This is a genomic window from Gemmatimonadaceae bacterium (assembly GCA_019637445.1).
Classification (GTDB): domain Bacteria; phylum Gemmatimonadota; class Gemmatimonadetes; order Gemmatimonadales; family Gemmatimonadaceae; genus Pseudogemmatithrix.
The window spans coordinates 272,083-285,586 of sequence record JAHBVS010000003.1; the positions used below are offsets into that span (position 1 = coordinate 272,083).

Annotated in this window: 9 protein-coding genes, 2 rRNA genes and 1 pseudogene; all 12 read left to right on the top strand. The window is 65.8% G+C overall.

The genetic code is table 11. From position 1 onward, the window contains the following. Nucleotides 1-10: 10 nt before the first annotated feature. The 12 genes and pseudogenes from KF709_14235 to KF709_14290 all read left to right on the top strand — a co-directional run bounded on the left by KF709_14235 (nt 11) and on the right by KF709_14290 (nt 13,486). A 23S ribosomal RNA gene (locus KF709_14235) occupies nt 11-2,959 on the top strand. Nucleotides 2,960-3,080: 121 nt separating this feature from the next. Next, nucleotides 3,081-3,197 (top strand): 5S ribosomal RNA (gene rrf, locus KF709_14240). 327 nt (nt 3,198-3,524) lie between these two features. After that, the gene (era, locus tag KF709_14245) at nt 3,525-4,418 is read left to right on the top strand and encodes a GTPase Era (protein MBX3175564.1); all 894 of its coding nucleotides are present in this window, start codon (nt 3,525-3,527) and stop codon (nt 4,416-4,418) included. Further along, on the top strand, nt 4,411-4,593 hold the full coding sequence (locus KF709_14250) for a Trm112 family protein (GenBank protein ID MBX3175565.1): 183 nt from the start codon (nt 4,411-4,413) through the stop codon (nt 4,591-4,593). Before era ends, KF709_14250 begins: the two co-directional genes overlap by 8 nt. 140 nt (nt 4,594-4,733) lie before the next feature. Continuing rightward, complete coding sequence (locus tag KF709_14255; GenBank protein ID MBX3175566.1) at nt 4,734-5,726, top strand: diguanylate cyclase; 993 nt, start codon at nt 4,734-4,736, stop codon at nt 5,724-5,726. Nucleotides 5,727-5,761: 35 nt separating this feature from the next. Further along, on the top strand, nt 5,762-7,216 hold the full coding sequence (locus KF709_14260) for a hypothetical protein (protein MBX3175567.1): 1,455 nt from the start codon (nt 5,762-5,764) through the stop codon (nt 7,214-7,216). A gap of 170 nt (nt 7,217-7,386) precedes the next feature. Next, nucleotides 7,387-8,442 (top strand): annotated as a pseudogene (gene prfB, locus KF709_14265) (peptide chain release factor 2). Next, entirely contained in the window at nt 8,442-9,962 is a 1,521-nt protein-coding gene (lysS, locus tag KF709_14270; protein MBX3175568.1) for a lysine--tRNA ligase, read from the top strand. Before prfB ends, lysS begins: the two are co-directional and overlap by 1 nt. Next, entirely contained in the window at nt 9,959-11,209 is a 1,251-nt protein-coding gene (locus tag KF709_14275) for an FtsX-like permease family protein (GenBank protein ID MBX3175569.1), read from the top strand. Before lysS ends, KF709_14275 begins: the two co-directional genes overlap by 4 nt. Further along, entirely contained in the window at nt 11,206-11,916 is a 711-nt protein-coding gene (locus tag KF709_14280; GenBank protein ID MBX3175570.1) for an ABC transporter ATP-binding protein, read from the top strand. Before KF709_14275 ends, KF709_14280 begins: the two co-directional genes overlap by 4 nt. Before the next feature lie 2 nt (nt 11,917-11,918). Then, entirely contained in the window at nt 11,919-12,404 is a 486-nt protein-coding gene (locus tag KF709_14285) for a UvrB/UvrC motif-containing protein (GenBank protein MBX3175571.1), read from the top strand. Then, nucleotides 12,404-13,486, top strand: coding sequence for a hypothetical protein (locus KF709_14290; GenBank protein MBX3175572.1), 1,083 nt, complete (start codon nt 12,404-12,406; stop codon nt 13,484-13,486). The genes KF709_14285 and KF709_14290 overlap by 1 nt, the downstream gene beginning before the upstream one ends. The last annotated feature ends 18 nt before the right edge of the window (nt 13,487-13,504 follow it).

Consider the following 13,504-nt stretch of genomic DNA (forward strand, 5'->3'; position numbering starts at 1 on the left):
TCATTGTTGTGGTCAAGCGAGCGAATGCATGTCGAGGATGCCTTGGCACACGAAGGCGATGAAGGACGCGGTAAGCTGCGATAAGCCCGGGGGAGCGGCACACACGCTTTGATCCCGGGATTTCCGAATGGGGCAACCCAGCCGTCGGTGACGACGGTTACGGCGCAAGCCGAGCTAACCCAGGGAACTGAAACATCTAAGTACCTGGTGGAAAGAGAAATCAACCGAGATGCCCCAAGTAGCGGCGAGCGAACGGGGTAGAGCCCAAACCGAGGCCCTTGTGGCCGCGGGGTTGAAGGACCCACAGACGCGTTACGTGAAGTCAGCTGAAGTCCCTTGGAACGGGGCGCCAGAGACGGTGACAGCCCGGTAGGCAAAGGCGATGAACGTAGCGTAGTGGAGTTCCTGAGTAACGCCCGACTCGAGTAATCGGGCGTGAATCCGGGGGGACCACCCTCCAAGGCTAAAGACTCTCGTGTGACCGATAGTGAACGAGTACCGTGAGGGAAAGGTGAAAAGCACCCCTGTGCGGGGAGTGAAAGAGATCCTGAAACGACATGCATACAAGCGGTAGGAGGTTGGGCAGGGACTTGTCCCTGTCACGACTGACTGCGTGCCTTTTGCATTATGATCCGGCGAGTTACTCCTCAGGAGCGAGGCTAAGCGGTTCAGCCGCGGAGCCACAGCGAAAGCGAGTCCTGTAACGAGGGCGACGAAGTTCCTGGGGGTACGACCCGAAGCCAGGGCGATCTACCCATGAGCAGGGTGAAGCTGCGGTAACACGCAGTGGAGGCCCGAACCGGTGTGGGTTGAAAACCGCTCGGATGACTTGTGGGTAGGGGTGAAAGGCCAATCAAGCCTGGAGATAGCTGGTTCTCTCCGAAATCTATTGAGGTAGAGCCTCGAGACGTGTGCTGCGGGGGTAGAGCGACTGGATGGGCGCGGGCTGGCGTAGCCGGTACCAACCCCAACCAAACTCCGAATACCGTCAGCATGGACCTCGGGAGGCAGTCGCTGAGCGATAATGTCCAGCGGCGAGAGGGAAAGAACCCAGAGCCACAGCTAAGGCCCCGAAGTGGCCGCTGAGTATAGCGAAGGATGTGTCTCTACACTGACAACTGGGAGGTTGGCTTAGAAGCAGCCACTCCTTTAAAGAGTGCGTAATAGCTCACCAGTCCAGTGGGGATGCGCCGAGAATGGTCGGGATTAAGCGGCCCGCCGAAGCTTGGCCTTCATACTATGTATGAGGGGTAGGAGAGCGTTCTGTATGCCTTGAAGCGATCGTGGAAACGTGTCGTGGAGTGTACAGAAGTGAGGATGCCGGATTGAGTACGCGCAAATGCGGGTGAGAACCCCGCACACCGTAAGCCCAAGGATTCCTGCGCCATGGCAATCAGCGCAGGGTGAGGCGGACCCTAAGGCGAGGCCCCAGAGGCGTAGCCGATGGATAGCCGGTCAAAATTCCGGCCCCGTCTGCAGTGTGTTATCAACCCCAGAGGGACCCTGGAACGAAGCGTGAGCGGCTTTGTGGATGGCCGTTCAAGGGTGTAGGGAAACCGAGACCTGAGTACGAGGAGGCGGGGCAACCCAATTCCAAGTCATGTGGAGTCGACAGGCAAGAAAAGCTCTGGTGGGGAATGCTGCAGATGTCCGTACCGCAAACCGACACAGGTGGGCAAGGCGAGTAGCCTAAGGTGAACGAGTGAAACCGGGTCAAGGAACTCGGCATAATGATCCCGTAACTTCGGAAGAAGGGATGCCGAAGAAGGTGTAGCGTACAGCGAAGCTTTCTTTGGTCGCAGATAATCGGCCCAAGCGACTGTTTAGCAAAAACACAGGTGAGTGCCAAGCCGCACAAGGCGCCGTATACTCACTGACGCCTGCCCGGTGCCGGAAGGTTAAGGGGAGATGTTAGCCGCAAGGCGAAGCATTGAGCCGAAGCCCCGGTAAACGGCGGCCGTAACTATAACGGTCCTAAGGTAGCGAAATTCCTTGTCGGGTAAGTTCCGACCTGCACGAATGGCGTAACGACTTGGGCACTGTCTCGACCCGGTGCTCGGCGAAATAGCAGTCTCGGTGAGGATTCCGAGTCCCCGCAGCAGGACAAAAAGACCCCATGCACCTTTACTGCAGCTTGTCATTGGACGTCGCATTAGACTGTGTAGCATAGCTGGGAGCCGTTGAGACCCGGGCGCTAGCTCGGGTGGAGGCATCAGTGAAATACCAGCCTGGCTTGTGTAACGTCCTCACCACGCTCGAGCAAACCTCGGCTGGGACCGTGGCAGGTGGGCAGTTTGACTGGGGCGGTCGCCTCCGAAAGAGTAACGGAGGCGCGCGCATGGTTCCCTCAGCGCGGACGATATTCGCGCTCTAGAGTGTAACGGCACAAGGGAGCCTGACGGCGAGACCGACGGGTCGAGCCGCCACGAAAGTGGGCCGTAGTGATCCGGTAGCCCGGTGTGGATCGGCTATCGCGCAACGGATAAAAGGTACGCTGGGGATAACAGGCTTATCGCGCCCGAGAGTTCACATCGACGGCGCGGTTTGGCACCTCGATGTCGGCTTATCACATCCTGGGGCTGGAGAAGGTCCCAAGGGTCCGGCTGTTCGCCGGTTAAAGTGGTACATGAGCTGGGTTCAGAACGTCGTGAGACAGTTCGGTCTGTATCCGCTGTGGGCGTTGGAGAGTTGAGGGGCGCGGACTCTAGTACGAGAGGACCGAGTCGGACGATCCGCTCGTGTCCCGGCTGTCACGCCAGTGGCACCGCCGGGTAGCGATGATCGGCACAGATAACCGCTGAAAGCATCTAAGTGGGAAGCTGTCCCCAAGATGAACTCTCCCTGGGACCTTGAGTCCCCTGAAGGGCCGTGGGAGACCACCACGTCGATAGGTGGGGAGTGGAACGTCAGTAATGACCTCCGAGCTAACCCATCCTAATCGCCCGTGCGGCTTGACTACTCCCCCTCCTTTCCCTCGGGAAAGACAGGGGCAGGAATACAACCGCAGAGCATTCGCACGATCTAACAATCTTGCGATCCGCCATTACACGAACACTACCAGTTTCCGTTGTCGTCTTTTCGCTGGCGACTAGAGCGTAGGGGCCACACTCGTTCCCATCCCGAACACGATCGTTAAGCCCTACAGCGCCGATGGTACTCCGATCGAGAGATCGCGGGAGAGTAGGCCGTCGCCGGCACCCCCTTGTGGGATTGAAGGCCCCAGTCGCAATCGCGGCTGGGGCCTTTCCCGTTTCTTCTGGTTTTGGTGCGCTGAGAACTGCTGGCCACAGAGACACAGAGACACAGAGACACAGAGGAACGACAACGGACCTGTGCTCTGTGTCTTCTATCCCTAGCGCGAATGCGTGGGAACAGTTGTCTTCTTGCCGGACTGCACGGCCACCGTCGCGGCGGTTCCCCTTAGTCTCTCCGGCTGACGTAGCGAAACTTGGAGAATCGGCATCGAGATCCTCTGTGTCTCTGTGCCTCTGTGGCAAAGCCGTCCCCAACCTAATCCCGAACGCGTGAGCAACGAGACAAAGGCTGGATTCGTCGCCATCGCCGGACGCCCAAACGCCGGCAAGAGCACGCTGCTCAACCGACTCGTCGGCGAGCGGCTGGCCATCGTGTCCCCCAAGCCGCAGTCCACGCGCGACCGCGTCGTGGGAATCCTCACCGACGACAGCTCGCAGATCATCCTGCTCGACACGCCTGGCCTCCTCGAGCCCCGCTATGCGCTGCACAAGGCCATGCAGCACGCCGCGCAGCAGGCCATCACGGACGCGGATGTCATCGTGCACCTGGTGGATGCCACGCGCGATGAGCCCGAGGACCTGACGGCACTCGCCCAGTTGCCGCAGCGCCCCAAGGCGCCCATCGTGGTGGCGCTCAACAAGACCGACCAACTGAGCCCTGAGCGCCTGACAGAGCTCCGAGCACTGGCGCCGGAGGCCCTGCCCATCGCCGCAGCGACGGGGGAAGGCGTGCCCGCGCTCCTGGAGCGGGTGCGGGACCTGCTGCCCGCGAGCCCCTTCCTCTACGATGCTGAGGACGTCTCCACCCAGCAGCTCCGCTTCTTCGTGGCAGAGTTCCTGCGGGAGACTGTCCTGGAGCAACTCGAGGAAGAGGTGCCCTACGGCGTCGCCGTCGGCATCGAGGAGTTCCGGGAGACGGATGACCCCGTGTATATCCGGGCCGTCCTGTATGTGGAGCGTGACAGCCAGAAGCGAATCCTGATTGGGGCCGGTGGCAGTCGCATCAAGGCCATCGGCCAGGCCGCACGGGCCAAGATCGAACCGTTGGTCGGCCGCCCCGTGTACCTCGACCTTTGGGTGAAGGAACTGCGCAACTGGCGCAAGGACATTCACGCGCTGGCCCGACTGGGCTACGCGCTACCGCCGGAGACTGGCCGTGGCTGATATCCACCCGACAATCCGCGAGATCCTGGCTTGCCCGAGCTGCCAGGGCCCGCTCCGCGATGAACCCGCTGGGTCCCCCGGGGCCCTCGTCTGCGACGCCTGCGCCCTGCGATATCCGGTCGAGGAGGGCATTCCAGTCCTCCTGATCGAGCGAGCCACCGGACTCACTTCGTGACACGGGTCCTTGCCAACTCGTCTGGAGATGCCGATATGCGAGAAGCTCCGGAGTTCGCGCAAGACCTTGCTGTATAGGGATTTGACACGTGTTTTGGCCTAGGGTAACTTCCCGCGCAATCCCCATTTAGCCCCTGCTGAGTGTCGCAATCCACCGCCCTCATCTTCGCGCCTGACGGCCAACCGCTCCCGGATGCCCTCCGGGCGTGGCTGGACGCGAAGCGCGTCCCGTCGCGGACGGCCAGCGATCCGGATGAGGTGATGCGGGCGTCGCTGCGGAGCCGGCCGCGTCTGGTCATTGTGGACGCGCGGCGGCATCCGGTGGCGGCGCTCAAGGTCTGCCGCCGCATGAAGGCCGACTCGTACACGGGGATCGTGCCGGTCGTGCTCACGACGCTCGATGACGATGCGGCGTTTGCCTCGGCCTTCGACGCGGGCGCCGACGAGGTGCTGCGCGACAACGTCTCGCCGACCGAGGCCGCCCTGCGGCTCGAGGCGATGCTGCGGCGCAGCGACCGCGACACCTTTGTGCACCCCTCGACCCGACTGCCGGGGACGATCGAGATCGAGCTGGAGATGACGCGGCGCATCGAGGCAGGGTCGCGCTTCGCCGTCTGCTACGCCGACCTCGACCACTTCAAGGAATACAACGACCGGTACAGCTACTACGATGGCGACCGGGTGATCCGCATCCTCTCGCGGATCCTGCATGATGTGGTGAAGGGCGTCTGCGGCGAGGATGGATTCGTCGGACACATCGGCGGCGACGACTTCCTGTTCATCATCCCCACGGCGAATGTTCCCGAAACCTGCGGCACGGTGGTCGAGGTTTTCGACACGCTGGTGCCGTACCAGTATTCCGAGCAGGACCGTCGTGCAGGATATTATTTCGGCAAGGATCGTCGCGGGCAGCTGCACAAGGTCCCGCTGATGACCCTCTCGGTGGGCGTGGTCACAAACGAGCGTCGCGTGTTCACGCACGCAGGGCAGGTGAGCGAACTCGCGACCGAGATGAAGAGCTACGCGAAGTCGTTGCACGGGTCCGTGTTCGCGGTCGACCGTCGTAGCGACGGTCCGGCGGGCGAGCTCCCGGTGCAGAACCAGCGATCGGCCAGGGTGGGGGAAGCGCAGTGAACGTCTTGTGCGGCGAATGTCAGTCGGTATTCCGCGTGGACCCGGCCAAGGTACCGGAAGGTGGGACGCGTGCCCGCTGCTCGGTCTGTGGCGCGGTCCTGGAGATCCACGCGTCCGGGCGGGCCGCGGCAATGTCGGGCGCGGCGGCCAGCACAGGCGGAGTTCCCGCGGCTGGCCGCAGTTCCGTCATGACTCCCGACGTGCAACGCGCCGTGCTGGAATCGGACGCCGAGGCGGCGCCTGAGCCGTTTTACGAGTCGCCACCGGCCCGTGCGCCGCGAATCGCGACCCCGGCCCCGCGCCACTCCACGCCTGGTGGGGCGCCGATGGCGGAGGACGAGCCGTTCGTGCCGACGCCGATTGCCGGCCAGCCGACGCCGAGCCGACCGGGGACCCCCGTGGCGCCGGCTCCGGTCGTGACACCAGCGGAGCCAGTCAGGGCTGCGACGCCTGTTGAGCCTCCGCCGGCCGCGCCGCCGGCCGCTCCGCGTGCGCCGACTCCTGCGGCAGCGGTGCCTGTTCCACCCGCTGCTCCGCCGCGGATGCCGACGCCCGCGGCCGCGGCTCCTCCGGCGCCGCCACGGATGCCCACGCCCGTTGCGCCGCCGATGGCGCCTTCGCGGATGCCCACGCCTGCGGCTGCCCCGCCGGCCGCCCCGCGCATGCCGACGCCAATGGCTGCTCCTCCGGCGCCGCCACGGATGCCGACGCCGCCGATGCAGCCGCCTGCGGTACCGCCAGCAGTGCCGCCTCGCATGTCGACGCCGGCCGGTCTGCGGCCTTCCGCGCCCTCAGGGCCGATGGCGCCGACTCCGATCGCGACCCCGGTCGTCCCCGGACCTGGCGCGCTCCCGCCAGCGCCGCCGCCGCGACCCTCGACTGCCAAGCTCACGCCGCCGATTCCGGGCGCCTCGGTGCGGCCGCCGCTCCCTGGAGCCCCGCGTCCGGGCGCTCCCCGCCCGCCCATGCCGCCGCTCTCGCCACCTCGGCCACCCATGGCCCCGCCGGCGGCAGCTGCGCCGCCGGCGCCGCGCGTGTCGGCTCCAGTGCAGCCTCCGGCGGCGCCCAGTGCACCCACGCCGACGCCGCGGGTCTCAACGCCGGTCGCAGCCCCCTCGGCGCCCGTGGCACGCGTCTCGACCCCGGCCGCCTCTGGTCCACTGAGCACGCCGCGGGCCTCGACGCCGGTGACGACGTCGGCTCCGGCAGGCGCGCCGACGAAGCGACCGGTGAACCCGTTCCTGGCGAACGACCCGAACCTCCGCGCCCGCCGACTGGCTCGCGCCCTGGTGTCGGACATGATCTCGTACATGCCGGACAAGCGCGAGGAAGGGCTGCGCGACGGCACCCTCAAGGCGCTCTTCAAGGAAGAGATCAAGAAGAGCTACGAGGAGTACGTGGACCAGATCGGCAAGGAGTTCGCGGAATCCACCGCGCACTTCGCTGAGGCGCTGAACGATTTGCTCGCCGGCGGCCAAAAGATGTTCTAGCCGCCGCGAGGGGTAGGCCGCGCCGCCCCCCGCAGCTAAATTCACGGAAGCTTTCGCGAGCTGTGTGCGCCACGCGTCACACGGCTCGCGCCGTTTCACGCCCGACTCTCCCATGTCCGATCCCGCCCTCCTGACGTCCCTCCGCCACGACGAGTCCCGGCTCGTCGAGCTGCGGAGGTTCCTTTGACCTAGACCGCAAGCGCGAGCGTCTTGAGGCGCTCGAGCGGGACATGGCGGACCCAAGCTTCTGGAACGCGCAGGAGCGGGCGCGTGGAGTGGTGCAGGAAGTGAAGACGCTGAAGAACTGGATCGAGCCCTGGGATCGTCTCACGGGGCGTATCCAGAGCGCGCGCGAACTGCTGGAACTGCTTGCGGTGGAGCCGGACGAGGGCATGCAGGCGGACGTTGCCCGCGAGGTCACCGGCATCCGCGAGGAGATGGATGCCTTCGAACTGCGTTCGCTGCTGCAGGGTCGCGATGACTTCCGCGACGCGCAGCTCGAGATCAGCGCCGGCGCCGGCGGCACCGAGGCGCAGGACTGGGCCCAGATGTTGATGCGGATGTACACGCGCTGGGCCGAGCGAAAGGGCTTCACGGTGGACATCCTCGACCTTTCCGAGGGCGAGGAAGCCGGCATCAAGGGCGCCGTGCTCGAGATCAAGGGGGCGTCGGCCTATGGCTTCCTGCGGCCGGAGATCGGCGTGCATCGGCTCGTGCGCATCTCGCCGTATGATGCCAACGCGCGGCGGCACACGAGCTTCGCGTCGGTGTTCGTGTATCCCGTGGTGAACGAGGAGATCAACATCGAGATCCGCGAGGAAGACCTGCGGATCGACGTCTATCGGGCCTCGGGTGCGGGCGGCCAGCACGTGAACAAGACCAGCTCGGCGGTGCGCATCACGCACTTGCCGACGGGCGTCGTGGTGGCCTCGCAACAGGAGCGGTCGCAGTTCAAGAACAAGGCGACGGCGATGAAGATGCTCAAGAACAAGCTCTACAACCTCGAGGCCGAGAAGCAGGCGGCGGCCAAGGCGGCGCTGGACGCCACGAAGGCGGATGTCTCCTTCGGCAGCCAGATTCGCAGCTATGTCTTCCAACCGTACACGATGGTGAACGATCACCGCACCGAACTGAAGCTGACGGATGTGCAGAAGGTGATGGACGGCGGCATCGACCCGTTCATCGAGGCCTTCCTGAAGCAGGACGGTGCGGCGGGGGCAGCGTAATGAGCGAAGACCTGAATCACGTCCTGCGCGCACGACGCGAGAAGCTCGAGCAGCTCGAGCAGCTCGGCGTGGCGCCCTTTGCCTACAGCTACGACCGCAGCCACGGCTGCGGCGCGGCCGTCCCACTGCTCGGCGACGCCGAGGAAGGGGAGACGGTGCGTCTCGCCGGGCGCATCGTCGCCTGGCGTGGGCACGGCAAGACGATCTTCGCGCACCTGGCCGACGACACGGGCCGCATCCAGCTGTACTTCCGGCAGGACGGCCTCGACGAGAAGACCTTCGCCACGGTGAAGCTGTTCGACCTCGGCGACGTGATTGGCGTCGAGGGCCCGCTGTTCCGCACGCGCACCGGTGAGGTGACAGTGCGCGTGACGCAGGCGACGCTGTTGGCCAAGTCGCTGCGGCCGCTGCCGTTCGGCAAGGAAGACGTGGTGGATGGCCGCACGGTGCGCTATTCGGGCTTCGCGGACGGCGAACAGCGGTCGCGGCAGCGCTACGCCGACCTGGCGGTGCATCCGGACGTGCGGCGGCACTTTGCGGCGCGCTCCAAGATGACGACGGCGATCCGTCGCGCGCTCGATGCCCTGAACTACCTCGAGGTCGAGACGCCGGTGCTGCAGCCGCTGTATGGTGGCGCCGCGGCGCGGCCGTTCACGACGCACCACAATGCGCTGGACATGCCGCTGTACCTGCGCATCGCGGACGAGCTGTACCTGAAGCGCCTCGTCGTCGGCGGCTTCGACCGCGTGTACGAGATCGGCCACGACTTCCGCAACGAGGGCATCGACCGGACGCACAATCCGGAGTTCACGATGCTCGAGTTCTACGAGGCCTACGCCGACTACACGGTGATGATGGGCCGTGTGGAACAGCTGCTGATCACTGCCGCCAACGCCGTGCGCGATGTCATGGGCGACGAATCGCGCCAGCGACCGGACGGCCGCGAGGCCGGGCAGGTGCCGATCTTCATCACGCCGTTCCCGCGCATTGAGTGGGTGCCGGCGCTGTCCAAGGCGCTGGGCGTTCCCGATGTGATGGCGCTGACCGACAGCGAACTGCGCAAGGCGGCCGAGAAGGCTGGTGTGCACGACATCGCGAAGTTGTCGCGACCGAAGCTGATGGACGAGCTCTTCCAGGCGCACGTCGAGAGCAAGATCGACGCGCCGACCTTCGTGCTTGACTATCCGGTCGAGCTCTCGCCCTTGGCGAAGCCGCACCGCAGCAAACCGGGCCTCACCGAGCGCTTCGAGCTCTTTGCCAAGGGCAAGGAGCTGGCCAACGCGTTCTCCGAGCTCAACGACCCGCTGGACCAGCGCGAGCGCTTCGAGGCACAGGCGCGGCTCAAGGCGGCGGGCGACGAGGAAGCCACGGGCGTCGACGAGGACTATCTGCGCGCGATGGAGTACGGCATGCCACCGATGGGCGGCGTGGGCATCGGCCTCGACCGCCTCTTCATGTACCTCACGGACACACCGCATATCCGCGACGTGATCCTCTTCCCGCTGATGCGGCCGGAATGAGCGGCCTCGAGCTGAGCATTGCGTGGCGTTACCTGCGCTCCCGGCGCGGGTCGCGGTTCCTGTCGTTTATCTCGGTAATCGCGGTGGCGGGCGTTGCGGTGGGCGTCAGCGCGCTCATTGTCATCATGGGCGTGATGAACGGCCTGCAGACGGACCTGCGCGACAAGATCCTCGTGGGGAGCCCTGACATCCGCGTGCTGACGTACGGCGAGGCGTTGCGCATGGAGCGCTGGCCGGAGGCGTTGGCGATGGTCGAGGCCACGCGGGGTGTGGTTCGGGCGGCGCCCTTCGTGATTACGCAGGCACTGGCGAGCAACGGTCGACACATCGAGGCCGTCACGGTCGGCGGCATCGTGCCCGGCGACTCCGGCAGCGCGCAGGTGACGACCATCCGCGACCACGCGCTGCAGGGCGCCTTCCAGTTCAAGAGCACCGACCCCAGCGTCCCGGGCATCGTTGTCGGTCGCCTGCTCGCAGATCGGCTCGGCGCGTATCCAGGCATGCGCATTTCGCTGCTGACGGCGCCGGGTGGAATGCCGAGCCTGAGCGCGGGACTGGTGTCGTTGCCGCGATTCATCCAGTTCGAGGTGACCGGGACTTTCGAGACGCTGATGTACGAGTACGACAACGGCTACGCGTACATCCAGTTGGAGCAGGCACAGCGGCTGGCGGGTCTCGACTCCGCGGTGACGGGCCTTGAGGTCCTCACGGTGGACAAGGAGCGGGCACCGGTGATTGCGCTGGCGCTGCTCGACACGCTCGGCTTCCCCTACCGCGCCGAGGATTGGCAGCAGCAGAACAGTTCGCTGTTCCGGGCGCTCAAGCTCGAGAAGCTGGGGATGAGCGTCATCCTCACGTTGATCATCATGGTGGCGGCGTTCAACATCGTGAGCACGCTGACCATGGTCGTGCGCGACAAGACGCGGGAGATCGGCATCCTGAAGGCGATGGGCATGCGCGCCGAGTCCATCCGCCGGATCTTCCTGCTGCAGGGGACCTTCATCGGCGCGTTCGGCACGGGCATCGGGTTGGCGCTGGGCCTGGGCACGGGCTACGCGCTGGAGCGTTGGAAGCTCATTGCATTGGACCCGTCGGTGTACTTCATCGACCATTTGCCGGTCCGGCTCGAGTTGTTCGATGTGCTGCTGATCCTCGCGCTCTCGGTTGGCGTGGCGATCGTTGCGACGCTGCATCCTGCGGGCACGGCCGCGCGCCTCTACCCGATCGAGGCCATCCGGAACGAATGAGCGACTCGATGGATGTGCTCGTCGCCTCTGGCGTCGTAAAGAGCTACCGCGGCGGCGACGGTGCCGTACTGCGCGTGCTCGACGGCGTCGACCTCACCGTGGCACGCGGTGAGATGGTGGCCGTCATCGGGGCCAGCGGCTCGGGTAAGAGCACCTTCCTTCACGTGATTGGCGCGCTGGAGCGGCCGGATGCCGGGACGGTGACCGTGGCCGGCGCCGCCACCCAGGGCGTGGACGACGAGGTGCTGGCGGAACTGCGCAATCGGCACGTGGGATTCATCTTTCAGTTCCATCATCTGCTGAAGGAGTTTTCCGCCCTCGAGAATGTGATGATGCCGATGCGCATTGCCGATCGCCCTGTCGCGGAGTCCCGGGCGCGCGCCGTGGAACTGCTCGAGCGCGTAGGCCTTGGCGAGCGCCTGCATCATCGGCCCTCGGAGCTCTCGGGCGGTGAGCAGCAGCGCGCCGCCGTGGCGCGCGCGCTGGCCCTGCAGCCGCCCTTGCTCCTCGCGGACGAACCGTCGGGGAACCTCGACCACCACAATGCGGAGCGCCTGCACGACCTGCTGGCCTCGCTGTCCCGCGACCTCGGGCTCTCCACGGTGGTGGTGACGCACAATCGCTCGCTGGCCGAGCGCGCACACCGCGTGCTGCACCTCGAGGACGGGCGCCTGCATCCGGCGGCTGCGGCCGAGGGGGGCGTCTAGCCATGGTCTGCGACAACTGCCGCGAGCGCGATGCCGTCGTGCATCTCACGCAGATCGTCGAGAGCGTGGTCTCGCAGGTGCATCTCTGCGAACAGTGCGCCGCCGCGCGGGGCATCGAGACCACGGTGTCGACGCCGAAGCATCCGTTGGGTGACTTCCTGCAGGCCGTGCAGCAGCAGGCTGCCCAGATGCCCGGCGACGCGACGCGCTGCTCGTATTGCGGGACCTCGCTGCGTGATTTCCGGGCCAGCGGGCGGCTCGGCTGCGCGCAGTGCTACGGAGCCTTCGAGCAGTCGCTGCGCGAGCTGCTGCGCCGTGTGCACGGCGCCACGCGACACGAGGGCTGGAGCCACGAGGGGGCGGATCCGGACGTGGTGGAGCGCGAGGCTGCGCTGGAACAATTGCGCAACCGTTTGGCCAAGGCCGTGGAGGTCGAGGCTTTCGAGGAAGCGGCAGCGTTGCGCGACCAGATCCGGGGGATGGAGTAGTGCTGGATCTCTCGCTGCTGCCTGATGGCGGCCTGCACTGGCTCGAGGGCCAGGGGGAGCATTCAGGGATCGTGCTCTCGTCGCGGATCCGGCTGGCTCGGAACCTGGCTGGCTACGCGTTCCCGACGCGGGCCCGCGAAGGCGAGCGCCTGCGAGTGATGCACCAGGTGCGCGGGGTGGCGCCGCGCCTCGACAGCCTGAAGGACGCCGCCTTCGTGCGGGTGGACGAGTGCTCGCTGCTGGAGCGCCAGTTGCTGCACGAGCGGCACTTGGTGAGCCGAGAGCACGCCGGGCTCGAACGCGGTCAGGAAGCCCCGACCGGGGCCGGCCTGCTGGTCACGGGCGACGTCGGCGTGATGGTCAACGAAGAGGACCACCTGCGGCTACAGGTCTTCCGGTCGGGCTTCGACGTGGTCGGGGCGCTGCGGCAGGCCGAGGCGCTGGACCGCGACGTGGCAGCGGCGCTGCCCTACGCACACCACCGCGAGTTTGGCTTCCTCACCGCCTGCCCGACGAACACGGGAACGGGCCTGCGGGCCTCCGTACTGATTCACTTGCCGGGGCTGGTCCTGACCCAGGAGATCGGCAAGGTGCTGCAGGGCCTGCAGCACATGGGCCTGACCTACCGCGGCCTGTACGGCGAAGGCAGCGATGTGCTCGGCAACCTGTTCCAGATCTCCAACCAGACGACACTTGGAAGGAGTGAGGAGGACCTGGCGGACCAGTTGGTGCGGGTGGTGCGGCGGGTGATCGAGCGGGAAGAGGAGGCGCGTGGCGTGCTTTCACGTGACGCGGGGTATATTATCGAGGACAAGCTGTGGCGCGCGTACGGAACCCTGCGGCACGCGCGGAACCTGCCGGCAGAAGAAGCGATGAACCTGCTCAGCGGGTTGCGGTTGGCCGTCGGGATGGGCCTGGTCGCCGGGCTCACGGTGTATACGCTCAACAAGCTCCTGATTTTCAGCCAGTCGGCGCACCTGTCCCACACAGCGGGGCGGGCACTCACCGACGGCGAGGCGAACCTGGCGCGGGCTCGGTATGTGCGGCAGGTACTCGCCAACGAGGCACGCCTTTCCGGTTGACCCCCGGAAAGTGCAGCG

What these genes read in the sequence shown, in the direction of transcription:
- KF709_14285 (MBX3175571.1), top strand. Translation starts at nt 11,919, where the DNA reads ATGGTCTGCGACAACTGCCGCGAGCGCGATGCCGTCGTGCATCTCACG.
- lysS (MBX3175568.1), top strand. Translation starts at nt 8,442, where the DNA reads ATGAGCGAAGACCTGAATCACGTCCTGCGCGCACGACGCGAGAAGCTC.
- KF709_14275 (MBX3175569.1), top strand. Translation starts at nt 9,959, where the DNA reads ATGAGCGGCCTCGAGCTGAGCATTGCGTGGCGTTACCTGCGCTCCCGG.
- KF709_14280 (MBX3175570.1), top strand. Translation starts at nt 11,206, where the DNA reads ATGAGCGACTCGATGGATGTGCTCGTCGCCTCTGGCGTCGTAAAGAGC.